The 26986-nt window shown below is 37.6% G+C and carries 26 protein-coding genes; 7 read left to right on the top strand and 19 right to left on the bottom strand.

Annotated elements, in window-relative coordinates; translation table 11 throughout:
• The first annotated feature begins 37 nt into the window (after window positions 1–37).
• Genes ZA06_RS16155 through ZA06_RS16170 form a run of 4 tightly spaced genes read left to right on the top strand, consistent with a single transcriptional unit; the run spans window position 38 to window position 3491 of the window.
• Window positions 38–2440, top strand: coding sequence for a patatin-like phospholipase family protein (locus ZA06_RS16155; protein WP_053978536.1), 2403 nt, complete (start codon window positions 38–40; stop codon window positions 2438–2440).
• A 39-nt stretch (window positions 2441–2479) separates the two neighbouring features.
• Window positions 2480–2704 carry a hypothetical protein gene (locus ZA06_RS16160; protein WP_053978537.1) on the top strand — a complete coding sequence of 75 codons (225 nt, stop codon included), beginning with the start codon at window positions 2480–2482 and terminating at the stop codon, window positions 2702–2704.
• 29 nt (window positions 2705–2733) lie between these two features.
• Window positions 2734–3093, top strand: coding sequence for a hypothetical protein (locus tag ZA06_RS16165; RefSeq protein WP_053978571.1), 360 nt, complete (start codon window positions 2734–2736; stop codon window positions 3091–3093).
• Between the two features lie 8 nt (window positions 3094–3101).
• A complete protein-coding gene (locus tag ZA06_RS16170) occupies window positions 3102–3491 on the top strand; it encodes a YchJ family protein (protein WP_053978538.1) in 390 nt (129 codons plus the stop codon).
• A 39-nt stretch (window positions 3492–3530) separates the two neighbouring features.
• Here ZA06_RS16170 and ZA06_RS16175 read toward each other — a convergent pair whose 3' ends face one another.
• From ZA06_RS16175 to ZA06_RS16185, 3 genes are all read right to left on the bottom strand, one after another.
• A complete protein-coding gene (locus tag ZA06_RS16175) occupies window positions 3531–5963 on the bottom strand; it encodes a glycoside hydrolase family 95 protein (RefSeq protein WP_053978539.1) in 2433 nt (810 codons plus the stop codon).
• A gap of 161 nt (window positions 5964–6124) precedes the next feature.
• Window positions 6125–7600, bottom strand: a complete 1476-nt coding sequence (locus ZA06_RS16180) for a sensor histidine kinase (protein ID WP_053978540.1) — start codon at window positions 7598–7600, stop codon at window positions 6125–6127.
• A gap of 4 nt (window positions 7601–7604) precedes the next feature.
• Window positions 7605–8303 carry a response regulator transcription factor gene (locus tag ZA06_RS16185; protein ID WP_053978541.1) on the bottom strand — a complete coding sequence of 233 codons (699 nt, stop codon included), beginning with the start codon at window positions 8301–8303 and terminating at the stop codon, window positions 7605–7607.
• A gap of 219 nt (window positions 8304–8522) precedes the next feature.
• Here ZA06_RS16185 and ZA06_RS16190 point away from each other — a divergent pair, with 219 nt between their 5' ends.
• Window positions 8523–9278: a spondin domain-containing protein gene (locus tag ZA06_RS16190; protein ID WP_053978542.1), complete on the top strand. Its 756-nt coding sequence runs from the start codon at window positions 8523–8525 to the stop codon at window positions 9276–9278.
• 75 nt (window positions 9279–9353) lie between these two features.
• Here the strand turns inward: ZA06_RS16190 and arsB are convergent, their stop codons facing one another.
• The 8 genes from arsB to ZA06_RS16230 all read right to left on the bottom strand — a co-directional run bounded on the left by arsB (window position 9354) and on the right by ZA06_RS16230 (window position 16534).
• Window positions 9354–10400 (bottom strand): ACR3 family arsenite efflux transporter, encoded by a 1047-nt coding sequence (gene arsB / locus ZA06_RS16195; RefSeq protein ID WP_053978543.1) that lies wholly within the window; start codon window positions 10398–10400, stop codon window positions 9354–9356.
• Window positions 10400–11020, bottom strand: coding sequence for an arsenate-mycothiol transferase ArsC (locus ZA06_RS16200; protein ID WP_053978572.1), 621 nt, complete (start codon window positions 11018–11020; stop codon window positions 10400–10402). The genes arsB and ZA06_RS16200 overlap by 1 nt, the downstream gene beginning before the upstream one ends.
• 14 nt (window positions 11021–11034) lie before the next feature.
• Window positions 11035–11499: a DUF6428 family protein gene (locus tag ZA06_RS16205; protein WP_053978544.1), complete on the bottom strand. Its 465-nt coding sequence runs from the start codon at window positions 11497–11499 to the stop codon at window positions 11035–11037.
• A gap of 44 nt (window positions 11500–11543) precedes the next feature.
• Complete coding sequence (locus ZA06_RS16210) at window positions 11544–11873, bottom strand: ArsR/SmtB family transcription factor (protein WP_053978545.1); 330 nt, start codon at window positions 11871–11873, stop codon at window positions 11544–11546.
• A 140-nt stretch (window positions 11874–12013) separates the two neighbouring features.
• Complete coding sequence (locus ZA06_RS16215; RefSeq protein ID WP_168155239.1) at window positions 12014–13285, bottom strand: membrane dipeptidase; 1272 nt, start codon at window positions 13283–13285, stop codon at window positions 12014–12016.
• A gap of 149 nt (window positions 13286–13434) precedes the next feature.
• A complete protein-coding gene (locus ZA06_RS16220; protein ID WP_053978547.1) occupies window positions 13435–14526 on the bottom strand; it encodes a fatty acid desaturase family protein in 1092 nt (363 codons plus the stop codon).
• A 192-nt stretch (window positions 14527–14718) separates the two neighbouring features.
• Window positions 14719–15936 carry a metallophosphoesterase gene (locus ZA06_RS16225; RefSeq protein ID WP_053978548.1) on the bottom strand — a complete coding sequence of 406 codons (1218 nt, stop codon included), beginning with the start codon at window positions 15934–15936 and terminating at the stop codon, window positions 14719–14721.
• 7 nt (window positions 15937–15943) lie between these two features.
• Window positions 15944–16534, bottom strand: a complete 591-nt coding sequence (locus ZA06_RS16230) for a CDP-alcohol phosphatidyltransferase family protein (RefSeq protein ID WP_053978549.1) — start codon at window positions 16532–16534, stop codon at window positions 15944–15946.
• 288 nt (window positions 16535–16822) lie between these two features.
• Here ZA06_RS16230 and ZA06_RS16235 point away from each other — a divergent pair, with 288 nt between their 5' ends.
• Together ZA06_RS16235 and ZA06_RS16240 are read left to right on the top strand one after the other, a co-directional pair.
• On the top strand, window positions 16823–17209 hold the full coding sequence (locus ZA06_RS16235; RefSeq protein ID WP_053978550.1) for a hypothetical protein: 387 nt from the start codon (window positions 16823–16825) through the stop codon (window positions 17207–17209).
• Window positions 17210–17275: 66 nt separating this feature from the next.
• A complete protein-coding gene (locus tag ZA06_RS16240; RefSeq protein WP_053978551.1) occupies window positions 17276–18127 on the top strand; it encodes a universal stress protein in 852 nt (283 codons plus the stop codon).
• Window positions 18128–18163: 36 nt separating this feature from the next.
• On the opposite strand, the gene ZA06_RS16245 is transcribed toward ZA06_RS16240, so the two are convergent.
• The 8 genes from ZA06_RS16245 to ZA06_RS16280 all read right to left on the bottom strand — a co-directional run bounded on the left by ZA06_RS16245 (window position 18164) and on the right by ZA06_RS16280 (window position 26981).
• Window positions 18164–20662 (bottom strand): glycoside hydrolase family 95 protein, encoded by a 2499-nt coding sequence (locus ZA06_RS16245; protein ID WP_053978573.1) that lies wholly within the window; start codon window positions 20660–20662, stop codon window positions 18164–18166.
• Window positions 20663–20828: 166 nt separating this feature from the next.
• Window positions 20829–22262, bottom strand: coding sequence for an FAD-dependent oxidoreductase (locus ZA06_RS16250; protein WP_053978552.1), 1434 nt, complete (start codon window positions 22260–22262; stop codon window positions 20829–20831).
• Between the two features lies 1 nt (window position 22263).
• Window positions 22264–22935: a phosphoglycolate phosphatase gene (locus ZA06_RS16255; protein ID WP_053978553.1), complete on the bottom strand. Its 672-nt coding sequence runs from the start codon at window positions 22933–22935 to the stop codon at window positions 22264–22266.
• Between the two features lie 103 nt (window positions 22936–23038).
• Window positions 23039–23473, bottom strand: a complete 435-nt coding sequence (locus tag ZA06_RS16260; protein ID WP_205625724.1) for an MBOAT family O-acyltransferase — start codon at window positions 23471–23473, stop codon at window positions 23039–23041.
• A 405-nt stretch (window positions 23474–23878) separates the two neighbouring features.
• Complete coding sequence (locus ZA06_RS17110) at window positions 23879–24058, bottom strand: hypothetical protein (protein ID WP_053978555.1); 180 nt, start codon at window positions 24056–24058, stop codon at window positions 23879–23881.
• 87 nt (window positions 24059–24145) lie between these two features.
• Window positions 24146–24532 (bottom strand): VOC family protein, encoded by a 387-nt coding sequence (locus ZA06_RS16270; RefSeq protein WP_053978556.1) that lies wholly within the window; start codon window positions 24530–24532, stop codon window positions 24146–24148.
• An 81-nt stretch (window positions 24533–24613) separates the two neighbouring features.
• Window positions 24614–26143, bottom strand: a complete 1530-nt coding sequence (locus tag ZA06_RS16275; RefSeq protein WP_053978557.1) for a carbon-nitrogen hydrolase family protein — start codon at window positions 26141–26143, stop codon at window positions 24614–24616.
• Between the two features lie 229 nt (window positions 26144–26372).
• Complete coding sequence (locus ZA06_RS16280; RefSeq protein ID WP_053978558.1) at window positions 26373–26981, bottom strand: hypothetical protein; 609 nt, start codon at window positions 26979–26981, stop codon at window positions 26373–26375.
• Window positions 26982–26986 lie beyond the last annotated feature (5 nt).

The raw sequence follows: 26986 nt of genomic DNA on the forward strand, positions 1-26986 counted from the left end.
AAATGTTGTTTCTTGTTGTACGAAAACACACAATCAAATGAAGGCCGGTAACTTTTCAAAAACTATCTTGTTTTCAAAAGTGAAAATGTATAAAAAATCCCTTTTAGGAATCTTCTTTTTTATGCTGTTGGTCGTGCCTGCAAATTTGATGGGTCAAGACAAAGTTCCTCAAGAAGAAACTTCTCAACAAGAAAAACCTAAGGTGGCCTTGGTACTTAGTGGAGGTGGTGCTAAAGGGATTGCCCATATCCCATTAATACAAACTTTGGATAGTTTGGGGATTGTACCAGATTTAATTGTTGGTACCAGTATGGGGAGTGTGGTAGGAGGTCTTTACGCCATGGGATATTCTGGAGATAGTATTGCAAAATTGGCTCAAACAGCCAAGTGGAATGATTTGTTGGGAGGAACTGTTTCGCTTAAAGATGTCGGGGTGGAAGAAAAGAGTGAATTCCAACGGTATTTGTTGAGTTTGGATGTAGTTGATGGCAAACCTCAAATAAAACCTTCTATCTTAAGGGATCAAAACCTTAGGGAGTTTTTTAGTTTGTTAATGCACCCGGTTTACAATATTGAGAATTTTGATGAACTGACAATTCCCTTTCGAGCCATTGCTACCGATTTGGTGAACGGTCAAAAGGTAGTTCTGAAAGATGGGCAGTTGGGGGTGGCAGTTAGGGCAAGTATGTCAATTCCTAGTGTGTTTGCGCCGGTGCCTTATAGGGGAACGCTTTTGGTGGATGGCGGGGTTGTGGACAATTTTCCAGTAGATGTTGCCAAAGAAATGGGGGCAGATATTGTCATTGGTAGTGATGTTGGGGGAGGTTTACAGCCTATGGAAAAACTCAACAATATGGCAACCATCTTGTTTCAAACCTCCATGCTCACCAGTAATCTTAAAAATGAAGACAGTAGGGCGCAATGCGATATTTTGTTAGACCATACCCAAAATCTGAGCTATTCCACTCAAGATTTCGAGAAGAGTGGAATTATTTATGAAGAAGGAAAGGTGGCAAGGGATCTCAGTGTATCTGCTTTGGTTACTTTGGCTGATATTTTAAAACAATTTCCGCAGCGGGAACATAAATTGCCAAAGGTTTCGGATACTATCCATATAGACAGGATTGTTTACCAAAGTATAAGCGAACCTAATTTAAATCTGGTTAAGGCCAGAACATTATTGGAGGCCAATAAAAGCTACACTACCCAAGAAATTGTACAGGCGATAGATAGAGCCATGGGTACGGAACTTTTCTTTCAAATCAATTATTATTTGGAGGACAAGCAAGGTGCTACCATTTTAAATTTGGTGGTTTCAGAAAAGAGTCAGCACCAACTTAGTGGCGCCTTACATTATGATACCAATCATGGAGTAGGACTCATTGCCAATTACACGGGACGAAACATTTTAGGGAACGCTTCACGAGTGTTGATAGGATTGGATATTGCAGAACAACCAAGATTTCGAGTGCAGTATCAAACCAATTTTGGGAAACTAAAAAATTGGTGGTCGCGTACAGAAATTTTTGGAGAGCGTATCAATCAGCATTATTATGGAAATGGTGTAAGAGGGGATGAACTGATAAATAAATACAATAGGGTCAACACCCAATTCAATAGAAATTTGAATCCCTTTAAAAGTTATATCGGATTGGATTTGAGCTATGAATATTCCAAAATTAAGCCTAAAACAGATCCGGAAATCAACAACAATGCCTACGACATAAGACGCTACAGTTTTAATAATTTCGAATTGAGCGCCCACTTTTCCTATAACAGTTTCCATCAGGTCTTTTTTCCAAAACGAGGGACAAGAATAATTACAAGAATTGGGAGGTCGTTGGTACATGACGTAAATGTGTCGTATGTGGAACAATTTGAATATGATGCCCAAGGAAGTACCGATGGATTTACCAAGGTTAGTTTTGAATATGAAAGGCGCATTCCCTTAAGTCCAAGTACCTCGGTGATTGTTGGAGCTGATGCAGGCTATATGTTTTTGGACGCTCCCGATGATGATGACATTTCTTTTCTGGATCATGGACATTCCGGAAAATTCTTTTTAGGAGGCAACTTGGATAAGCCTAGGCGGGACACCTATAAATTCCAAGGGATTGATCATGCTGAATTAGTGGTAACGCAATTCACCAAATTTAATTTGGGATGTCAATGGAGCCCCGTCAGAAAGGTTTATGTTACACCTTATGCCAATTGGGCCTATGTGGGATTTGGAAGCTTTAAGGATTATATGAAGCATGCCTTTAAGGAGCAAGACAAATGGATTAATTCCGATGATCCCGGAATTATGTTTTCAACAGGTCTTACCCTTTCATATGCATCGTTTTTGGGGCCTGTTCATTTCGATATGTCCTATATGAACAACCTAAGTAGCCTGCAGCTCTTTTTTAGTGCGGGATTATTGTTAAACATTCCGGATTAATTCTAAAACTATTTTCACTTTTAAAACCTCAAACCAACCATGAAATTATTAAAGCACACGGCTCTTTTAGGTGTTGCGGTATGCCTGTTGAGTTCCTTTAACATTGCAGAGACTAATGTGTATATTTGCAAAGGCAATTACAGTAAGAAATATCATTACAATAAATCTTGTCGAGGCCTGTCCAACTGCTCTACGGATATTTACAAGGTATCCTTGGCAGAAGCTAAGGAATTAAAAAGAACACTTTGCGGTTGGGAAGATTAGTCTCTAAAGATAAAACAGAATACATTTTGATGACGGTTGAGGATATTGTGGGCAATTTTAGCCTATTGGGAAAGAATCAGGATGATACCGAACATTCCTATAAAGGCGTTTTGACTTTGGAATTGGATGCCAACAATAGAATAGTGGCCAATTGGTTGATTAATGGAGAACAGGTGCAAACGGGTACAGGGTTTTTCAAGGATCAAATCTTGGTGCTTAACTTTAAGTACAAAGGTGAAGACGGAAATACCTATAAAGGTGTTGCGGTTTACCGTTGTATTTCTGCCGATGTTTTGGATGGATTTTGGTCTGAAAAGCATGGAAACCCCTTGTATTTGGGGGAAGAACATTGCTTTAGAATTAAAGATAAAAAAGAACTCGTTAATTAATCATTGATATGCAATGTCCGTGCAACCCTTCCAAATTATACAGTGAATGCTGCCAAAAGGCTCATGATAACATTCTGTCGGTGACTACTGCCGAAGCTTTAATGCGTTCCAGGTTCAGTGCTTTTGTATTGGCTGATATCGATTATTTGCAGAAAAGCCACCATAGCAGTAAGCGTCCCTCAAAACGGGAAAAGAAAGAAATTCAGCAATGGGCAAAATCTGTGGATTGGATAAAATTGGAAGTACTGAACACTACTAAAGGAACCGCTTTAGACGATACGGGAACTGTAGAATTTAAAGCCTTTTTTATGGAAGATGGCAACATACAGGTCATCCATGAAAATTCCCGATTCTGTAAAGAACAAGGACATTGGGTATATCTGGAAGCTGTGGAATAAACCTTTTAAGAATTTGGAAATAATAAAACCGTAGAGGTGCTATTCCTTAGCAATAGCACCAAAAGGGTTCTGTTCTTTTAGAGGGAAATATGCCTTTCCTTTTTCGGTTTCAAAAGTGATTTTTTGTCCTTTAAATTCCAAGGTACATGTACCTCCTTCTTTAGAAAATACTTTGACATTAACGGGAATGCTTTCTTTCCAAATAACATCTACAACAAAGCCACCACGGGCACAAAGTCCTTTGTAGCTTCCATTGGCCCAAGATTTTGGTAGGGCAGGTAACAAACGAATGCTTCCAGATTGACTTTGCAGTAACATTTCGGCAATGCCTGCTGTCGTTCCAAAATTGGCATCTATTTGAAATGGTGGGTGCGAAGTGAATAGGTTAGGATTGGTGCTTTTTTGCAATACCATTTCCAATCCGTGAAGGGCATTTTCAGCTTCCCCCAATCTGGCATATTGATTGATCAACCAAGCGGCACTCCAACCTGTATGGCCACCACCATTGGCAATTCTAAAATCCAAAGATTTCTTGGCTGCTGCAGCCAACTCAGGGGTTTCTTCAACATCTATTTGATAGCCCGGATGCAAACCAAATAAGTGAGAGATATGACGGTGGCCTGGCTCTACTTCCTCGAAAGCTTCGTTCCATTCCATCAATCGGCCATCTGTCCCTATTTTTGGTTTTGCCAAACGTTCTTGGGCAACTGTCACCTGATGTACAAATTCATTGTCTATTTCCAAGGCATTGGAAGCGTCTATAAAATTTTTAAAGAGTTGCCAAATTACTTGCTGGTCGTGTGAAGGTCCCATAGAAATCTGGCACTTGCTGCCATCTGGAGCAATAAAGGTGTTCTCTGGTGATACCGATGGCCCAGATACCAAGGCGCCAGTTATTTTATCTTCAACCAACCAATCCATATAAAATTGGGTAGAAGCCTTTAAAATTGGGTAGGTGTCTTCCAAAAAGGCCTTGTCCAAGGTGAAGTAATAATGCTCCATGATATGTGAGGTCAACCAAGCACCGCCTGTAACGTGCATTCCCCAGCTGGCACCTTCTCCCGGAGAGGTGTACCCCCAAACATTGGTGATGGGGTGCACCACCCAACCATCAGAATTATAATGAACTTTGGCTGTTTCTGATCCCGGAGTTTGCAATGTTTTTGTTAAGTCGAAAAGAGGTAAATGCATTTCACCCAGATTGGTGGTTTCGGCTGGCCAGTAGTTCATTTGTACATTTACATCCGTATGGTAATCGCCATTCCAAGGGGTTTGAACTTTGTTGGCCCAAATACCTTGTAGGTTAGCAGGAAGCGTTTCTGGTCTAGAGGACGAAATCAATAAGTAGCGCCCGTATTGAAACAACAATTCCACTAAATGTAAATCGGTTGTTGAGGTTTTAAAGTTTTGAAGCCTTATATCTGTTGGAATGGTATCTCTAAGATTTGAAGTCAAATTTAAATCGACTCTTTTGTAGTATTGTTGGTAATCGGCTACATGTCTGTTTAAAAGTTCTTCGTAAGACGTTTGCTTTCCTTTTTGAAGGTGGGTTTGTGTAAGGTCTTTGTAAGGGCGTCCTTTGTATTTTGGATAGTCTAACACATAGTCTGTAGAAGCCGTTAGCAATAAAGTAACTTCATCAGCATTTTTAACCACAAGTTCGTTATCTGTAAAGCTAAGGTCTCCACTTTTATTGACTGCAGAAAGACGTACCATATAGTTAAGTCCTTCCCCTTCTTTACCGTCTGTCATAGTCCCTTCCATGATTAATTGATCATTTTCAGTGTGGATTTGAGAGTGTTCCGACCTACTCATACTAGTACTGAAGGACAGCTTTCCTGGTTGGTCTGCCGTTAATTTGATGACCATCAATTGATCTGGATGACTCACAAAAACTTCTCGTTTGTAGTTGACACCATCTTGGGTATATTGAATTCTGGAAACCGCATCTTCAAGATCCAATTCTCTTTGGTAATTTTCGTAAGGTTGTTTGTTTTCAAAATCAATCCACAAATCACCCAAGGTTTGGAAGCAGCCAAAAGGAACATTGGCCCCGCTACCATATCCCGAACCCACACCCTTACAGATTTGGGTGGCGTTGGTGAGTTCTGTGGCCTCTTTATATTTGCCTTCGTATAAAAGCTCTCGGATTTTCCCAAGGGCCGGAAAGGCGTCTGGATTGTTATTGTCGTTTTCACTTCCAGACCACATACTTTCTTCGTTCAACTGAATACGTTCCTTGTGCACATCGCCAAACACAACGGCCCCCAAAGCACCATTTCCCATAGGCAGACCTTTAAGCCATTCTGCATCGTCGTTCCATCCATTTGGATCGTCGGTAACCGAAGCCTTGGCAGGTGTTTGATACCATAATTTCATGTTGGATGTCTGTGGCTCGGCAGTTTGTTGTTCGCAAGAAGTGAAGCTTAGGGCTAAGCCTAACAAGGTGAGGAGATATAATTTGGATGTCATAGTGAATGGTGTCTTCTGAAATTTTTAAGAGTTAAGGTCTAAGTGACCTTAATAAAATGTAAAGATAACCAATTACCCTGATATTATAGGATTTTCAGAAGGGTTATCAACCTAGTAAATGTGGTTTTTATGTTAATGGAATACTGCTTTTGAAATTTGATTTACACCGTTGATAGTCTTTTTATGGGAAGGCTAAAGAAAAACTCAGTGCCTTGGTTGAGCACGCTTTTTACATGTATGGACACTTGGTGTAAATCCATAATGCGCTTTACAATGGCTAGGCCAAGCCCGCTTCCTTTTTTGGAATCGGTTAGGAATTTCCCTTTTCTGTAACGTTCAAAAATATGGGGCAATTCTTCAGTGGAAATACCACTCCCAGTATCGGAAATGCTTACTTTGAGTTCGTCGTCATTTCTAGTCAATTCCAAAGTCACCACATCGCCTTGTTCGCAATGGTTGATAGCATTGTCAATAATATTTTGAAGCGCCCTGTCAATTAAGGCGATATCGGCATACACTAAAGGCAAATCCTTTGAATATACCGTATTGATGCTAACTCCTTTTTTTTGGGCAATGATGCGGTATTTGTCGGCAATATCCTGAATGATTTCGGCCATTTGTACAGGTTCATAATCAGGGGTTCGTTGTTCCGCTTCCAATTTGCTCAGTTCAAATAAATCATCGACCAATTTTTTGAGTTTATCAGAATTTTTGAGCACAATTTCCATATAGCGCTCCTTTTGCGCTTCGGTCAGTTCATCGCCTTTAATCATTAGGGTTTCCACAAATCCTCTGATGGACGCAATGGGTGTTCTAAGGTCGTGGGAAATATTGGCAATCAATTCTTTTCTAAGGTTATCTACGCTTTGAAGTTCTTCAATATTGGAAGCGATGGTATCGGCCATATCGTTAAAGGTATTGGCCAGAAGCCCCATTTCACCTTGTTTAACGCCTTTAACCCGAGCATCGTGATTTCCAGCTTTAAATTCCCGAAATGCAGAGGTAATTTTGTTGAAATTCCGCGTAAGCAAATAAATGGTCAATAAAGAAATGACCAAGGCAGCTAAAAGAGCATACAACATATTTCGTACGCTGAGTTTACGGATGTAACTGGCTTCGTGTTCTTTGATGAGCGCATCATAATCGTTACCTCCAACAATGGTGTAAATGTAACCAACGGTTTGTCCTTCGTGAGTATAGGGAGCAGCAGAAAATATCTTTTTGCCACCGATGGTTTTGGGGTCATCGCCTTTAATGTAGATTTGACCGTCTTTGGAAATAAATTCCCTTACGGGATCTAAATCTATTGCGGTTGCTTTCACCTCTTTGTTCATGGCGACATGTTTGAGGATGTTGCCTTCTAGATCTAAAAGATAAACTTCTGTGGCGGGGTTGGTAGCCATCACGTGGTGCATTAAATCTCCCATTTTTGATTCTACTACCGAGTCGCCATCAAAAAGGCCTTGCACTTCTTCTACAATGTATTTGGACACATCCTTATTGAGTCCTTGGGTGATTTCATCATGATAATCTTCCGAAAGCTTTACAGAGGAATTACTTATCAAAAAGGCCAAGCCCAAAAAAAGGAGGGTTAAAACTGCAGCAATTTTGTAAAATAAGGTGTTACTTGTTTTCATGATTTTAATCTTCAGTAAATCTGTACCCAACGCCCCAAGTGGTCAGGATAAATTCTGGTTGACCGGGATCCTTTTCCAATTTAGCCCTTAACCTATTGATGTGTGAGTTGACGGTGTGCTCATAGCCTTCAAATTCATAGCCCCAAATACGGTGCAACAGTTTGGCCCGGCTAAAGGTTTTTCCAGGGTGATTGGCCAAAAGCGAGAGCAGTTCATATTCCTTTGGGGTAAGGCTCAATCGTTCGTTGTTGAATTCTACTTTTCGTAGTTCCTGGTTGATCATTAGGTTTTTAATCTTGATATCTGGCAATTTTTCCCCATCATTCTCATGATTGTCAAAAGTGGAACGTCTTAAAATTGCTTTCACGCGGGCTTGAACTTCCCTCACACTAAACGGTTTGGTAATGTAATCGTCTGCGCCAGTTTCCAAACCCAAAATTTTGTCAATTTCATCACTCTTACTAGTCAACATCATAATAGGCGTGTGAATTTTACTCGCTCTTAAATCCCTACAAATGTCCATGCCTTTTTTTCCAGGCAGCATTAAATCCAGAATAATTAAATCGTAATCGGTTTGCGTAGCTTCAATATAACCTTCACTACCATGGTAACAACAACGTACTTTGGTTTGATCGTCCTCTAGGTTAATGGCTATCAATTCGGCAATGTGCCTATCGTCTTCGATCACTAATATATTGGTCATGAATTGGATTCTTTTCAAGCAAGTTAGCGAAGAATTTTCGAAAAAGTATCACAATTGTATCACATTCTAAAAAAGGTGAAACAACCAGAAGTGCTTGGTGGATAAAGGTGAATTTAACGAAGCGCAGTATAAAAATGTGACACATCCTTTACAACCTTGTTATAGGATTGTGATACTTGGCGAGTAGGTTTGTGTAGTCAACAATTAAAATCAATTATTATGAGAACAGTATTATTTATGATCGCGTTTATGGCCTTAATGTTTACGGCCTGTACAAATGACACAGAAACCATTGCCAGTGAGGCAGGAACTTCTGAAGAAGCCGCTAGAAAGGCTAATGAAAACAATGCTTTTACCACTTTTAAGGTAACCATTGCGAACATTGGCGCCGAAACAACCTACCCAACGGTGCTTTCTCCTGGGGTGTTTGTGGTTCAAAAGAAGAATACCATGCCTTTATTCATGGCTTGGGAAGCTGATTATGGGGAAGGTGTAGAGGGCATTGCCGAGGATGGTAACCCAAGTATGTTACATGAAAGTTTAAGCAATGCGGCCAACCCGGATTTACGATCTTTTGGGGTGTTTAATACCCCTGTGGGAGCTGATATGCCGAGTCCTATTACACCGGGAAATTCTTATGAATTTTATGTAACGGCCAAACACAATGATTATTTGAACTTTGTAACGATGTATGCCCAGTCCAACGATATTTTTATTGCACCAGAGGCTATGGGTATCGCTTTGTTTGATGATAACAAAATGCCCATTAGTGGGGATGTGAGCATGTATTTGTCGCTATGGGATGCGGGAACCGAAGTAAATGAAGAGCCAGGGATTGGACCTAACCAGGCACCTAGACAATCGGCTCCGAATACTGGAGAAGATGAACATGGTGTGGTAAGAATGGTAGACGACGGATTTACCTATCCAGAAATTGCCGATTTTATTCAAGTAACGGTAACCCCTATGGAGTAGTGGAAGCAAGTTTAGTTGAAAAGAAAAATGCCCTGAATAAGGGCATTTTTCTTTTAATAGGTTTCTGAAAATATACTAGGCTTTGGCCTTTACATAGTATTTGTCTTTCAACCAAAAGGCAACTTTTACCAATAAAATCAGAGCTGGTACTTCAACCAAGGGACCAATAACGCCTGCAAAGGCCTGCCTAGAATTCAATCCGAATACGGCAATGGCAACGGCTATGGCCAATTCAAAATTGTTTCCTGCTGCGGTAAATGCTACTGAGGCAGTTTTGTCATATTCGGCACCCATGGATTTGGTAACGAAAAATCCAATGATGAACATTAATCCGAAATAGATCAATAGCGGAATGGCAATAATGAGCACATCCATTGGGATTTCAACTATCAATTCCCCTTTTAGAGAGAACATAATCACTATGGTAAACAATAAGGCAATAAGTGTCATTGGAGAGATTCTAGGTATAAAAGTATTCATATACCATGCTTCGCCTTTTAGTTTTACTAAAATTAATCGGCTTAAAATTCCCATTAGGAAAGGGATTCCCAAGTAAATAGCCACACTTTCGGCAATGGTTCCAATGGAAATATCTACAATAGCGCCTTCAAATCCAAAATAGGGAGGAAGTACGGTAATAAAAATCCAAGCGTAAAAGCTATAGGCAAAGACTTGGAAAATACTGTTGAGTGCTACCAATCCTGCACCATATTCGCTACTACCTTCGGCAAGGTCGTTCCAAACCAAAACCATGGCAATACAACGCGCCAATCCAATCAGTATCAATCCCACCATATATTCGGGGTAATCCCTAAGGAAAATAATGGCCAAAACGAACATTAATATCGGGCCTATAATCCAGTTAAGCACCAATGAAATGGATAGGATTTTTTTGTTTTTGAACACTTGTGGCAACAAGGCGTAGTTCACTTTTGCCAAAGGAGGATACATCATTAAAATCAACCCGATGGCAATGGGAATGTTGGTAGTGCCTTGATTGAAAGAGTTGATATAATCTGGGAAGGAAGGGATGAAATATCCCAAACCAATCCCAAGTGCCATGGCAACGAAAATCCATAGCGTAAGATTACGGTCTAGAAAACTTAATTTTTTTGTAGCCATTAGTTAGTTTGGATTTTTGAGAATACATAAAAGAGTTCAGTAGCAATTTGTTTGCTACGTTCGCTATATTTTTCAGCCTGCTGAGGTGTGTTGTCGAAGGCTTTTGGGTCTTTAAACATAATTGGAATGCGTTGTTCTGCACCAGGAACAATAGGGCAGGCTTCGTTGGCTGAATCACAGGTCATAATGGCTGCAAATTCAGATTTTGGATTGAATTCATCATCCATTTTTTTTGAAAAACCAATGATTGGGTGGGCGTTTTCAGCATATTTTATACTGTAAACGGGATTGGTGCCTTCGGATAATCTGGCAATTTCAAATCCTGTGTTCTGAAGGGTTTGCGCAGCCATAGGAAACAAGGCCGTGGCTTCTGTACCTCCCGAATAACAAAACACTTGTTTGATTCCAAAATGGTAAGCCATGGTTTGTGCCCAAACTTGCGATAAGTGACTTCTTCTTGAATTGTGGGTGCAAATAAAATTGATACGAATATCGTTTTTCTGTGCTACTTTTTGTTGGATATAATCCACAAGAGGCTGAAGGATTTCTTTGCGTTCTTCTGAAATAGAATTCAAATCTAGGGTAGAGATGAACTCCTCTATACTTTTAAATAATGACATATTTTGAATGGTCTTTAACAACAACCGCTATTAGGCGTGCAACAAGCGTTTTGAAGGTCTGATAGTTTTACTTTTGGTTTTTGAGCTGGGATACCACAGTTGTCTTTTGCCAAACAATCTGTTTGTTTTGTGGTAAGTTGAAAGTTCATACCGTCAAAATCCAAACCAAATTTTTGAATGGTCTCTCCTTGGTATTCCACTTCAATTTCGGAATCATTTAGCCCAAGTGTCTTTTCTGAAAGTTCTATAATGTGCACGAGTTTTTCTGGATGCAATCTGTGGTTATAATCGTTGGCATTCCAAAGCTGGAAGTTGATGACTTCTTCTTGTCTCACCGTTCCACCACAATCGATAAAATGCTTCGTGATTTTGCCTATTTCCGTGACGTGGAAATGTTCAGGAACCAAGGTTCCGTTTGGTAATTGGAACGTTAGTGTATCCAACTGTTCCAAATGTTTTTTTACTTCTGATAGTTTCATATCTATAGGTTTTTAGCAAAGCTGCAATTAAACATGTTTGAATTTTAGCAACAATCCGTTTTTGGGATGTCCTTGTTGAGGAATTCAGAGAGAAGGGTTTTCATCTCCGTCCAATTTTCTTTGTGAATGCAATAGCATACACTGGTGCCTTCAATATTTCCCTTAATCAAACCAAGTTGTTTGAGTTCTTTTAAATGTTGGGAAATGGTTGGTTGCGCCAAGCCAATCTCTTCTACCAAATCACCACAGGCACAAGCATCAATTTTAAACAAATGCTCTAGAATTGCCACTCTTGCAGGGTGACCAAACGCTTTTGCCAATAGGGCTATTTGGTTTTGGTAATCGGTAAATATTTCGGTTTTGGTAATGCCCATAAGCTCTTTAATTGTTTCATTGCAATATTACGATTAATAGTGGTGGTAACAAAATATTTGAAGTGAATTCTTTATTGGAAAGGGGAAAATAGATGCGGGCTTTATAGGAGGTGGGGAGTAAATGTTTGATCAATATACCTCTAATAAAATGTTTGTAGGAAATTCTTTGTATTATAAAAGAAGAATTTAGATAAAATTTCTTCAGGAGTTATTGTTTTGTTTTCTTTTAAGGTAAGAGGGTTGGAACCTTTTAAATATGAAGACGATTGAGTAAGTAAATCTTTCTTTAGTGAATAGAAATATTCAGTAGTCCAAACCCCAGGCAATGGATTTATTGTACCGTCATAATCACTACCTATACATGCTGTTCCCCAAGCGAACAACTGTTTTTTGTCCAATATTTCCGCTATGTATTTTATTTGTTGCCAAATAACTTGTGCAGCTAAGTGTGTACTTTGCTTTCTGACTAAAGTTTTAAGTGTTTTTTTTACTAATCGTGGATTGGCAATTCTTCGTGTATCAAATTGAATAGCAAAAAGCCCATTAGATTTTCCGATAAGTTCAATTTCTTCATCAAAAAAATTGATGTCTGAATGATAAAAATTATCTGAATGTGTGCTTTTGTTTTTTTGTTTTAGAGATATACCATTTACCGCTCCATGGCTCACAATCGTAGGTGGAATGTTTAAGGAATAATCACTTTCTAAAATTTTGAAATAGTCTTTCCGTGATTGTAAACTCATATGTTTTATATCTATGTAAATTGGATTTCCATTTTCAGTAGAAAGTAATTCGTGGAGGGCTTTAACTCCCAAGCCAGTGAAACCGGAATGCATTCCCTTCTTTTGATTAACGAAATATTTAATTGGTTCTAGACTTTGAGCATGCCCGCATAAATCATTGTTGAAGTTATGTGCAAAGGTTATGTAGAAAGGAGGGTGTTCCCATTTTTTGATTTTTCTAATATTTTCCAGTACCTCAAGTTCTGAGGTGGTTTTGCCATATTCTGAAAGACCAGTATTGAATACATGAGCCCCTTCGATACTTAAAATGACTGCTATTTCATACTGATTTGAAAGCGATTTGCTTAATGTGTTTTGGTTTGAAATTAGGCGCCAACTATATTCTTGGTTGTCTATTTTAAATGATTTTTGACTGTTTTTTAGAAAGTTGTATTCTCTTTCCAAATCAACGAAATAATTGGTGTGTTGTTGTAGATGTCTGATTCTATGAAAACCAATGTCCGTTACAAAATTGCATAACCAAGCCGATAAGGAGCCCCGGCCCGCTGCATTAATGAAAAAGCCTTTCTCAAAGGGGTATAATGAAGCAAAGATAATTTTTGCATTTCCTTTACTGAGTGAAGTGAAATCTGCTTGTGAAAATTTGGTGACTCCAAGGGTAATGTTCAATAATTTGGTGAAAAAGTTTGGAGGGTTATAGTACCATATATTTTGTTTTTTAGTTGAATTCCCTTTACTGAATGAATGACCATATGTTTTTAGGTTTGGATGGCAATGTAGATCTGAATATTGAAATTTAGAACACATAGTATAGAATATTATAAATCCATTTCGTGTAAGGGTAGTGCGTTTTTGCGTATGAGTTCATAGTGCTTTTTTAAGGCTAAACCAAGCGGGTACGATTTATAAGGTAAGTTATTCTTTTTGCAAAACGATTTTAACAAAGAGGTGGCTTCAGGAGTGTAAACAGAGCTAATGTGTGGAAAAATATGATGTACAACATGAAAATTAAAGTTCCCCATAAAATTGCGAGTTAACCAATTTGAATTGTCAATATCATTTGTTGTAATAAGCTGATGGCGGAACCATGAGCTTCCAATTTTTCCATTTGAATCAGTTTGTGGAAATTCATTGGAAACATTTATATGGGGAGTCAAAAGAACGATCATAGCTAAGATACTTCCTGAAACAGTAAGACAAAGTAGGCCTCCAAAAGCGTGAAGTAAATGGGTTTTTGCAAATAGGTATGGTATAAATACTAGAGTGAAAATGTATAGCAGTTTGAAAAAAAACAATTTGAAATATTCAACTGATGGAATTTTTACTATTTTTTTGATAATTCTTTTTTGTGAAAAGAAATCGCGAAAATCACGAATGAAGAGCCAATTAAGCATGAATAAGGGATATAGTAAAAAAATATATCGATGTTGATATTTTGTAAGACTCTTATTTTCTTCACTGGGAAAAATTGCAATGGGTCCCTTTTGTTCAATATCGGCGTCCCAACCATTAACGTTCGGATATTGGTGATGTAGGTTAAGGTGTCTTTTTTGCCATATGTAGCTATTTGCGCCTAGAAGATCAAAAAGGTTAAGTGCTATTTTGTTGTGATGAGATTTTTTGAAAATATTGTTATGGGTAAGTTCGTGAATTAATTCACAAAAAATTATGACAACCATAAATCCCATAAAACAAAAACAGAGGAGATAGAATCCAATATTATCAGCATTATATAAGGCTATTAGATAGAGACCAAAATATATTAGAGGATAAATAAAAAATTTAATTTTTAGTTGATGTAATCGAGATTTAGGAAGGGACTTAATCATTTCATTTGTTAGCCTTTTTAACTCTAGGAATAGCATTTGATCCTTTTCAGTATTAATGTATTTAGGTCTTGATTTAATCATTGTCTTGCTACATCCTATAATTTGTGATGTGATTGGTTAACAAAAGGAAATACTAAGATAAGGATTTTATGTGTTTCAATATTTAAATAATTGATTTTCAAGAATTTAGGAAAGTGTTCTAATTGGTTGAATGGATGGTTTTTAGAGGTGTATAATAATTTTATTTACGTTTAATACACTTAGAATAGAAAATTATTTCTTTTCTAATTCAAACCAAGTAATTTCGGGGCGCATGCCCAATCTTCCAGGGAATCCCAGCCAGCCCAAGCCTTTGTTGACATATAAAAACTGCTCATGGTGCATGTACAGGCCTTCCCAATGTTTGTACTTGTATTTTATGGGACTCCAAGTTTTGTTTTTGTAATTGACTCCGAATTGCATACCATGCGTATGACCTGACAGGGTTAAAGCAATATCGGTATTGTCCAATACTTCTTCACTCCAATGTGTGGGATTGTGGGACAACAAGATTTTAAAAGGAATGTGCTCTGTGCTTTTTATTGCCTTTTGTAAATCGCCATATTGTTTAAAAGGAGGCGTGCCCCAATTTTGTACGCCAATTATGGCAATACTTTGGTTGTTGGTTTCTAGATTTTCAGACTCATCCATGAGTAATGTGAAGTCAATTTTTTTGAAAAAATTCAGTATGCCCTCAAAATTTTCTTCTTTGTCCTTGTCATTGTCCCATTTGGAATAATCGCCGTAGTCGTGATTGCCCAACACTGCATATTTCCCTTTGGTGGCCTTTAGTTTATTGAGCACTTTATCCCATCCAATCAGTTCCCAAGCATAGTTATTGACAAGGTCACCCGTAAAAACAATGAGATCTGGATGGAGGTCATTGATGAGTTTGACCGCTTTTTCTAGGATATCATATTTATAGTTGAAACTACCAATGTGCAGATCGGAAATTTGGACAATTTTTAATCCATGAAAAGCTTCAGGAAGCTTCTTGAAATGTAATTTATGGTGAATGATTTTAAAGCGGTAAACCGCTTTAAAAATTCCGTAGAGAATTACGGCAAAAGGTAGCAAGCCAGCTAATAGCCCTACAATTGGAATAATGACTGCCGATTCGGTTTCTGAAAATGCTTGATTGGCATAAAAGAGAATTGAGATAATAATTACAAAGACTATTTTGGGAATAAAGGAAGACACGGTGAGTCCGTACAATGAAGAAATGAGCAAGTGCTTTCTTCTGGGATTGATATCGTCCAAAATGACTTTTAAGATAATGATACCCACTACCAGACCAACAGAAAAACACCAAAACAAAACATTTACTGTAATTTTTAAAATGGAAGAATTAAAAAGACTGGTAATGGATTGTAGCCAGTAAAAGGCCAAAGCATCAACAAGCAATAAAGCGAGGCATAAAAGTAATATTGAAAACAATGAATAACTTTTCATGACCCTTCTATTGTTTGTTTTCTAAACGCCGTTTGTCCCGTAAGGCCCAATAAATTCCTTTAACATCCGAGGCCCAATTGTCGTACATAAAAATAAGGGTGATTTCTTCTATAGTTTCCAAGATGCCAATAATCAACATGATGTAAAAAAGCGCATACACTGGACTAAAAAATAAGGACCAGAGAATGAATACACTCTGTACCACGGCAGACAGTTTTGCCAAATAGGTATGAAATGCTGTGGCTTTGCCATATTTGTAATAGGCAATGAACATTTGGAGAATAAAGGGGAGAAACGCAATTAGAATTAGGGTAAGGTTGGTTTTGATAAAATCGGTTTCAAAATACAGTAGCCCCAATAAACCAACAATTAGGGTAAGTTGGTCGCCAATTGAGTCCAACTGGGAACCCCTCGGACTGGTTATTTTCAGTTTTCGAGCCAATTGACCGTCAATGGCATCTGTGAGGTAGCTTACAAGCAATAACCAAGAAAACACCAATCTTAAATCTAACCAGATCAGCGCTAAAAGCAAGGGGGAGCTGATGATTCGGTAGAAAGAAAACCAATCGGCGATATTAAAGTTTTTAAAAGTAAACATGTTGTGTTTAAACCTTTTGCTGCTATGTATGATTAATTTAAAAAGAAATACGTTGCATTGCAAATGTCCTTATTCCGGACGATAGGAATAAAGATACGTTTGTACAACAAATTTTACTATGATATTTCTCAGATTATTAGGATGTTGTGTATTGGAAACCAGAAGATAAATCGCCTTAGATTGATAAATATCATTTTATGTTAACTGGTTTATTTATAGCTTAGTAAGGATAATGTGTTATCATGATAAAACAGTTTTTTGGGGTGCTAACACAAAAACTAACATACAATGGACACTTCAGTTTTTTTAACTAAATTTTGGGGATGGTATCTTATCATTTTCTTCTTTGTATTAAGTTTTAACCCAAAACGTATACGGCAAATATTTAAGGATTTGAGGAATGAAAAATTTCTTATCCTCACCGCTTTTATTGCCATATTGGTGGGATTGCTCAATATTTTGTTTCACAATATTTGGGAAATGAACGAGAAACTCATCATTACCCTAATTGGTTGGGCCTCTTTGTTCATTGGATTGGCTTTATTCATTTTCCCTAAGCTTACAGTAGATTGGTTGGAGTTTTTAAATATAAAACTGGTACAGGTTTTTTATATCCTTCTGTTCTTGGTCGGCCTTTTTTTGCTGAATACAGCTTATGGCATAGTCACTATTTAAGAGAGGAGCTAAGGGGCAGCTGAGAGCATATGTAATGTCTTTCAAAAAGTTCAAAATTATGTAGTCATGAAAAAAATACTTTTACCAACAGATTTCTCCGAAAACTCTTGGAACGCCATAATATATGCTTTGCAATTGTTCAAAAATGAGGAATGTACTTTTTTCTTGTTAAATACTTATGCGCCTGCGGTATATCAAGTAGAATACCTTTTGGTAGTCCCCGAACCCGATGGGGTAATGGATTCTTTTAAAGAAAATTCTCTGAAGCATTTGGAAAGTTTGAAGGAAAGGATGCAAACGGAATTTAGCAACCCTAAACATTCCATAGAAACCATTTCTATTTTTAACACCTTGGTAGAGCAGATCAATGAAGAGGTGAAGGATAAATCTATAGATTATGTCGTGATGGGGACAAAAGGCGCTACAGGTGCTAGGGAAGTGCTTTTTGGATCCAATACGGTGTTTGTGTTTAAAAAAGTGAAATGTCCAATCATTGCCGTGCCTGACACCTTTACTTATGAATCTCCTCATGAAATCTTATTTCCAACAGATTATGGAATTGACTATCAGCCTGAGCACATACAACCCCTTTTGGACTTAATAGGAAAGAATGTTGCGAGAGTCAATATTTTGCACGTGTTCAAAGGAAATGGCTTGACGGAGTTTCAGGAACAGAATGAACAGAAATTGGAACGCTATTTTAAGCATTCGGCATATGTATTCCACAGTGTACAAAATGAAACGGTGCAAGAAGCCATCACAAATTTTCAACTTAAGGTTAGAGTAAATTTATTGGTGATGCTAAATAACAAGCACTCGTTTTTTGAAAACCTATTTTTTAAATCAACCATTAACCAAATAGGATTTCATTTGAACATTCCGTTTTTTGTCATTCCTACCAAGCTTGGGAAAAAATAACAGGGTTTTAAAGACTTTCGTGTTATGAATAGTTCATCATTCTAAACTAAGATTAATAATCTCTCCAGGTTTTGTATTGATATCGTATTCGTAAACGGTTACTTCAGAAGTTTCCATGTCTTTGGTTGAATGTATTAAAGGGCTTAAGGTTGGTCTAACCCTAAAATATGGATTAGGGTTGTCACCGTTCGCTTCTGTAATATTTTCACCTTTTAAAGGAACATAGGAACGAATACGGCAATTACATCCCAATGTAGATTTTATCGTTGCATTAGCTAGTGTTCCATTTTTCCAATTTATATCCACAGTAAATCCTCCATATGTTTTTAGGCCTTTAATAGAGCCTTGTTTCCATGTGTCAGGTAAAGCCGGAAGTAGATGGATAGCGCCATCGTGACTCTGCAATAACATTTCGGTAATCCCTGAGGTGCAGCCAAAATTGCCATCAATTTGAAAAGGAGGGTGGGCATCAAATAAGTTGGGATAAGTGCCTCCTTCGTGACTTCCATCTTCTTGTATGGATGGTTTTAGTTGGTCCTTGATTAATTTCAACGCATGATTACCGTCCAATAATCGCGCCCAAAGGTTGACTTTCCAGCCCATGGACCATCCTGTAGATTTATCACCACGAGCAAGTAGTGAGGTTTTCGCTGCAGCAAACAAATTAGGCGTTCTAAAAGGCGATATTTGGTTGGATGGAAATAGGCCGTATAAATGAGATACATGACGGTGTTTGTCGCCTTCTTGGTCCCAATCCTCCATCCATTCTTGAAGTTGCCCCCAATTACCCACTTGCATTGGAGCTAATTTGGGTAGTATTGAACTTAAACTGTCGGCATATGCTTTATCAATCCCTAGGTTTTTGGAAGCCTCAATAACATTGTTGAAGACATCATTAACCAGCTGATTGTCCATAGTGGTCCCACCTGCAATGGTAGTTTTTTCATGATGGGAATTTTCCGGAGACATAGATGGGCAAATTACCAACCAATTATTTTTGGGTTCTTCAACCAAGATATCTTTATAGAATAATGAGATCCCTTTTAAAATTTGGTAATTCTCTTTCAAAAAATCTTTATCTCCAGTAAACAAGTAATGGTACCAAAGATGTTGACTCAACCAAGCACCTCCCATTGGCCATAAGCCGTAATAACCCCCATCTACAACTCCAGATATTCTCCATATGTCGGTATTATGGTGGATGTTCCAACCTCTAGCGCCATACATTTGTGAGGCTGATTCTTCTCCTGTTTTTGAAATGTCCTCAATAAGGTCGAACAATGGGCTGTGCATTTCCGAAAGGTTGGTTGGTTCGGCAGGCCAATAGTTCATTTCCGTATTGATATTGACAGTGTATTTGCTATCCCATGGCGGTTTTATTTTGTTGTTCCAAAGACCTTGTAGGTTGGCAGCTTGGGTTCCTGGTTGTGAGCTTGAAATTAAAAGATAACGTCCAAATTGATAGTACAATGCAACTAATTGAGGATCATTAGAAGTGTTAAACTGCTCCAAACGTACATCTGTTGGATTGTTGATGGAATCTGTTGTCCCAAGATCAATTTCAACCCGGTCAAAATAGTTTTTGTACGCGGTTGTGTGTGCTTTTTGTAATTCAACAAATTCTTTTTTATGGGCTTCTTCTAATAATTTGGAAGCTTTTAAATCGGCATCCTCTGTAAGGTCATTGTAGGACTTGAAATTGGTAGCTACCGATAAGTAAATTATTAGTTTGTCGGCATTGGAAATAACCAATGAACTATCCGTTGAAGTGAGCTTTCCTCCAAAAAGCTTTGGCTTAATAATGGATGTGAATTTTACACTCCCTTTTTTGTTTTCGTAATCACTACTGATGCCTCGCAACCATAAGGCATTGCTGTTCACTTCTAAATTCTGATTTTCATGAGGGCTATTAACCGAAAGGATACAAGAAATGCTAGAAGGGGTGTTGGACGATATTTCAACTGCAATAATATCATCTTCAAGGGAAGCGATGACCTTTCTTTGGTAGTTGATACCGTTGGCGGTGTATTTTACGGTAGACACGGCATTTGAGATGTCTAAATCTCTATAATAATCGGTAATATTTGTGCTGTCAGGTAAGGTTATTTGCAAATTGCCCACTGGCTGATAGCACATGCCATAGTTGTTATTACTAGTGGCTCGACGTGGTAAATAGGAGTTTGCCAAATTTTGGGCTTTCTCATATTTGCCTTCAAAAATGAGCTGACGAACTTTAGGTAAGTGTTCCTTAATCTCTGGAAGTATATTGTTTCCAGGCCCCCCGGCCCAAACAGTTTCTTCATTAAACTGAATGACCTCTTGGTTGGTTTTGCCAAAAACCATGGCGCCAATTCTTCCGTTCCCAATAGGTAAAGCCTCCTCCCAAAGTTTTGCGGGCTTATCGTACCAAAGTTTAAGATGTTTTTCGGGAGTTGTTATTTCGGAAGGCTTATCCGGGGAACAGTTTGAAAAAGTAATAGCAAGGAAGCTTACTGAAAGTAATTTGATTATAGTGTTCAATTTTGTCTTAATCATCAAGTTTGGTTTTTCAGGTTGATTAAAGACCAATTAGGTTCATCCAATCGTTCTTAACTTGTGTGAAAATACTGAACTTTTTTATCTTAAATTAAGAATGAAGACAAAAGGTGTTATGACACTCTGTGTAATTATGGGTAAGCCGTGAATAGTGAGTGTATTGCGACTATTTTTTTTCAATAAGCAATCTTGACAGTGCCTCTGGGTATCCACGTTGAATGGCCAATTCGCTAGCGAAGTCATTAATTTCATCTTTAGAGATACTATCCAATAAGGCGTTTTGCTCTAATTTGGTTTGGATGGGAGGAATTATTTCTTCCTCTTGAATTTTATGGATGATTTGATTAGCAACCGTTAGGGCAGAAGAGGCTTTGATGATTTCGCTTCGCGCATAGGATTTGCTAGGAAAACTAACCTCACCAACCCTTAAGCTTGGATCGTCCCCAGAAATTTGCTGAGCTCCGTACAAAGGCGGTCCACCAAGAGAGGCAGAATCAAAAGAAGGTACAAATTTGGCAACAAAATCAATTGCTTTTTTTGTTCTGTTTTTAATTTCATTGTCTTCCCAACCGTTCTTTAATTTTTCCTTAATGTCATCGTTAAATTCAGGCTGGGCTCCATTATCTTTTGATTGTACCAATCCATTTTCGAACAATGTAATGTCCTTGGTCATCCCGTGAATTTGATAATAATCATCACAATAGGGAGTAAGTTGGGCCATCCCATTTGGAGTGCCGCGTTCCCCATGAAAGATGAGTTCAGGAATTAAACCAGAGATGGGCTGCCATTTTGAAACATAAGCAGCTTTAAATTCAATAAGACGTTTCGTGTTTATGCGTAAGGACTCATCAAATTTTCCAGTATTAAAACCGCTAGAATTGACTAAATATTTGACTTTGTAAACTCCGTCGTGCGTATAAATCTCCCAGTTATAATCCAACTTTTCATTTCTAACATCTTTAATCTTGGTAACAGAGGTATTTGTTTTTAGGCTACACTTATTAGATTTATTTAAGGCTAATTGCGCTTGAGCTGCCAACCTGAAAAGGTTCCAGCCATATTCCTGGACCAAGACTACGGGTGTTTTTAATTTTTTGTAATCAATTATTTTAATGGCATTGCACATCCATTCGTCAGGAGAACTTGGACGTTCTATGGTTGGTTGTTTGGATAATGCCTTTAAATCTTCTTCATTATAAAGTTTGTAGTAGTCTTTTGGAACTCCTAGGATTTCATTTTCAGGGTCTTCTTTTATTAATGTTTGGTAATAGGTCACCAACATATCAAGGCGTTCCAAAATGTTGCCAATATCTTGTTTTTCTGACTTGGGAATGCTTATAAATGTTGGTCTTTCGTCAATAGATTGCGGAAACAAACGTGCCATCTCTATCGACTGTTTCATGAGTATTTTGCACTGCTCGTCGGAAATCTCCGGATACAGATTTCCACCCGCATGCAAATGGCAAAACGGAGGGCCGTTAACCACACTGCTCTGCTGTTCAAACAAAATGCTATCTACGCCATAATTTGCCAATTCCAACGCAGTAACCACTCCAGAAATGCCTCCTCCAATAATACCAACATTGTAAATTTTGCTCATGCTAAAACAGTTTTTGGAGCTCAGAGAATTGATCCACTACAAGGGTAGGGTTGTAATCTGCAATATTTTCGTTGTAGTTGTACCCATAACTTAGACCGATATTTTCCATATTGGCATTTTGTGCCGCAAGAATATCGTTTTTGGAGTCTCCCACCATAATGGACTTTTCTATAGTTGTATTCATGGTGTCGACCAAATGAAGTAGGGGAGCCGCATTTGGTTTTTTAAGAGGCAATGAATTTTCTCCAATCCAATATTTGAAGAATTGTTTGATTTCTAATTTATCCAAAATAGGTTCGATAAAATCCAACGGTTTATTGGTGCAGATTACCATTTGGTAACCAGTTTTATCTAGATAGTTTAAGGTGTCTAGGACTCCTGGATACATAAAGGTATCGACACAAGTGTCCTGTTTGTAAGCTGAAAAATAAATATCAAAAGCTTCTTTCATAAGCCCCTCCGAAATACTGTTGTTTTGCATGGAAAGTTCCAGAGATCTACGTACTAAGGGTTTGGCGCCATTGCCTACAAAAGGCGTTACCTGTTCGATGGTTAATGGCAATAAATTGTAGTGTGATAACATTTTATTGATTGCCAAGGTGAGATCTGGAATGCTATTGATGAGCGTGCCATCAAAGTCGAAGATAATGAGTTCTTTGTCTTTAAAATTCACAATGCCTAATTTGTGGCAAAGATGCGGAAGTTTTCAGAGAATAGTAAGTGTTTAGTGGAATTTTAAGAGTCTATGCGACGTGTATGTGTTGGAATTTAAGTGGTTATTTTCCAATTCTTAATTGATAGGCTACTAATAAACAGCCTGAAATGATTGTTAGGTTGATTGCTGCACGTACAGCCCAAGGAAATTTTGAATAGTTAATTTTTAAATAATCACTTAAAATCAAAGAGAGTCCCATGAATAGAAACCAAGGGGTTAGGAGGAGGGTAAACTTCCATTTTAACAACATAATGGCTAAATCGTGAATAAAGCCGCAGACTACAAAAGTAATGAGTAATGACAAGGATGACGGGGCAATAGATTTGAGAGGTTTGAAAATATATTTGCCCAGATAATACCTCCAAATAGGATTCCAATAATGCCAAAATCGTGAAAACGTTCCAGCTCCCAACGAACGACTGAGCATATTGCGTAGGGAATTACTAGCACCTATGGGAACCCCATTTCTTCTTTTTACATAATCGGATAAATTCAAAATGGGCTGTATTTATTATCTATGATCTTGGGTTTTTATAACTGTCAATTTTCGGATTAAATATACTTGAATTTTGGTTAATGATTAGTTCTTGCATTTCAAAGTAGATTCTAATGCATCAGGAACCAAGAAAATATCGGTTTGTATATGAACCTAGCAAAACAAGCAACCTTTATCGGTTTGGAACTAAATTAGCAATTTTTTATATACGTTGTTACCCTTTTTTGCGACACGTTTTCCCTTAATTTAACATTCAATCTGTTAATTAGGAATTCGATCTAGATAAAATTCCGATGTGATTTCTCAAGCGTTACTTTTTCAATTCTTCAAATCGGTTTGATGCCTTTTTTAGTTTTTTTGTCAGTAAATGTTTGCAGACAATAATTATAATTTGAAAACTTGAAGTTAAATTGAATACATTATTATAAGACCAATCATTGCCAACGCAAAAGCTGCGTAAGTTGCCTTTTTCCATTTTAGTGGGACAGTTTCACTTTTATAAACCCCATAAAGTCCAAGTGGAGGAAAAAAAATCAATAAATAACCTAATATATATCTGTTGTACCATTTTTTTTTTGTTTCCATTGTAGTAAAATTATAATTTTAATATTTTCTAATTTAGAATTTTTTTTCAGATGGTTATTGTTTTTCAGGAGCAATTAAGGGTAACGTTTATATATTGTTTTCAATTCGCCAAGGTGGGTGCAATCGGTTTTCTCCGGCATAAAACAATATCAATTGGTTTCCATCCACATCTTTCAGTCTAGCTTCTCTCCACAACCAACTTTGATCTGTTGGTTCTTGATCAAATTGAATGCCTTTTCTTTTTATTTTTTCAACTTGTGCATCAAGGTTTTCGCATTCAAAGTACACGTAAATTCCATCGCCGGTAGGTAACTTTTCCGTTTGATGAATTGAAAAGGTTGAGGTGCCATTGGGGCATTCAAATCTTGCATAATGGGGTAAGGATTTTACAATCAATTTAAGTCCTAGTTTTTCATAAAACGGTATTGATTTTGTCAAATCCAACGAGGGAACTGTTATCTGATTTAGGTTCATGATTTCTAAATAAGCGTTGCAGCTGGTTAACACTATTGCCTTATTCCATAAATCAACAATGATGTACTATAAAGTTCTAGGTTACTTTTTTCTTTTTAATTCAAACACGTCCTTTCTTCTGTCTTTAAGGTTTCTTACGCTACCAAATTCATTTAATTCTCTAAGCAAATCAATATCAACATCGGCAATCAAAATCATTTCGGTGTTTGGGGTTGCCTCGGCTTTTATGCCATTGGTGGGAAATGAAAAATCACAGGGCGTAAACACCATGGACTGGGCAAACTGAATATCCATATTGTGCACATTGGGCAAATTCCCGACACTTCCCGCGATGGCTACATAACATTCATTTTCAATTGCCCTTGCTTGTGCGCAGTGTCTTACCCTAGAATACCCATTTTGAGTATCGGTTAAAAATGGCACAAACAATATGTCCATACCATCATCGGCAAGAAGTCTGCTTAGTTCGGGAAACTCGGAATCATAGCATATCAAAATTCCAATTTTACCACAATCGGTATCAAATACCTTTACTTCATTTCCTCCTTGCATTCCCCATACTTTTGCCTCGTCTGGGGTGACGTGGATTTTTTCGTAGGGCTCTATAGTACCGTCTCTTTTACAGAGATAGCCTACATTGTAGAGCGTGCCATCTCTCATTTCTGGCATACTTCCCGCAATGATATTGATGTTGTATGTTATGGATAGATTTGAGAATTTCTGAACAATGTCATCTGTGTATTTCGCCAATTCCCGGATGGCCTCAGGCTCGGTTAAGTGATTGTATTGCGCCATTAAAGGGGCATTGAAAAATTCTGGAAACAAGGCAAAATCCGATCTGTACCCAGAGACAGCATCCACAAAATATTCGACCTGTTGAAGCAACGAATCAATATCCTTGTAAGGCCTCATTTGCCATTGGATTAATCCCAGTCGGACCACAGTTTTTTTGACTTCCGCCTTTTTGGTAGGCTTTTCATAATAAATGTTGTCCCATTCAAGAAGCACGGCAAACTCCATGGATGCCTGGTCTCCCTCAAGGTATCCTTTTAAAATCCTAGCAGGGTGAAAATCGTTAGAAATTTGAAAGTTTAGTACAGGGTCGTGGATTTCTTTTCTTCTTACTTTTTCGATGTATTCTTTTGGGGTAAGTTCCTTGGAATACTTGTGATAGTTTGGAATTCTTCCCCCAAAGGCTATTCCTTTTAGGTTTAATTTTTCACATAGCTCTTTCCTATAATCATAAAGCCTTCTTCCTAGTCTCAGTCCTCTATATTCAGGTTTGATGAATACGTCTATTCCGTATAGCAGATCACCATCATACGTATGTGAATCGAAGGTGTAATTTGCTGTTATTTGCTTGTAAGAATGGTTGTCGTCATGACTATTATAATCCACGATAATGGATAATGCGCACCCAGCAATCTGCCCGTTTACCTTTATAACAACTTGTCCTTCTGGGAATTTTTTCAGTAAGGCTTCGATGTGTTTTTCTTTCCAATACACATCGGGCATGGAGGTGTATGCAGACTGCATAACATCCTTAATCTCCAAGTAATCGTCCATTTGAAGGTACAAAAGTTCAACTTTTTCTATTTCGCTTAGTTCCATTTCTGTTGTTATTTCTGGCTTACTTCAAATTTAAGGTAAAATTCCCAGAGTAGTCATGATGGTTGATGGAGGTGTTGATAGGGTGCACCATCTATATTAGCTTCTTGAGTTTTATGTGGAAAGACTTTTTAGTAGGTGTTTTTTAAAATAGAGAAAGAAGACGGTTCTTGTGGTAGCTATTGATTTTCTAAGGTATAAATAAGAAGTTATCAATATTGAATGGGCAATATTATTTTTGAATGTTAAACGCTATTTGGTAATAAACACAGAGGACAAGTGCCATTTTGTTTATTTCTTCTTTAAAATCAGATTCACTTGCTCCTGCGTAAATAAAGTCTCTTATTGTATTAGGACTCAATCTTAATTTAGAATTTGCAACAAGAAGATTTTCTATTCCCTCACAATCAGTTTGCTTGGTTAAGCAATCAGAAATGTTTTTATCTAATTTAACATTGTATTCATTCATTTCTTCAACATGGAGGAGTTTGGCTTCTCTATTCATATTTTCATCTGAACGAATACTTGTGTTCCATACTTTTAATTTTCTGATTTGATCGTTAATTGTCCTTGAAATACTGTCAAGGAAGAAATTAGAGGTGATTTTTTTGGTGCTTAAATCATCTACATACTTGAAGTATGCCATTTCAATGTTCATATCGGGATATCTGTCCTGAAGTTTAGATTCAAAATGATCAATTCCAGTTTTGATTATTTTAATCTGTTCTTCACTAAAGCAATTTGTTGTCTGTGAATAAGAGTGATTTTTTAAAGAACAAAGTGCTAAAAATATTAGAAGTAAAAGTTTTTTAAAAGTAAAGCCAATGATTTTGAATCTCATAATCT

Source organism: Mangrovimonas xylaniphaga, assembly GCF_001280435.1.
Classification (GTDB): domain Bacteria; phylum Bacteroidota; class Bacteroidia; order Flavobacteriales; family Flavobacteriaceae; genus Mangrovimonas_A; species Mangrovimonas_A xylaniphaga.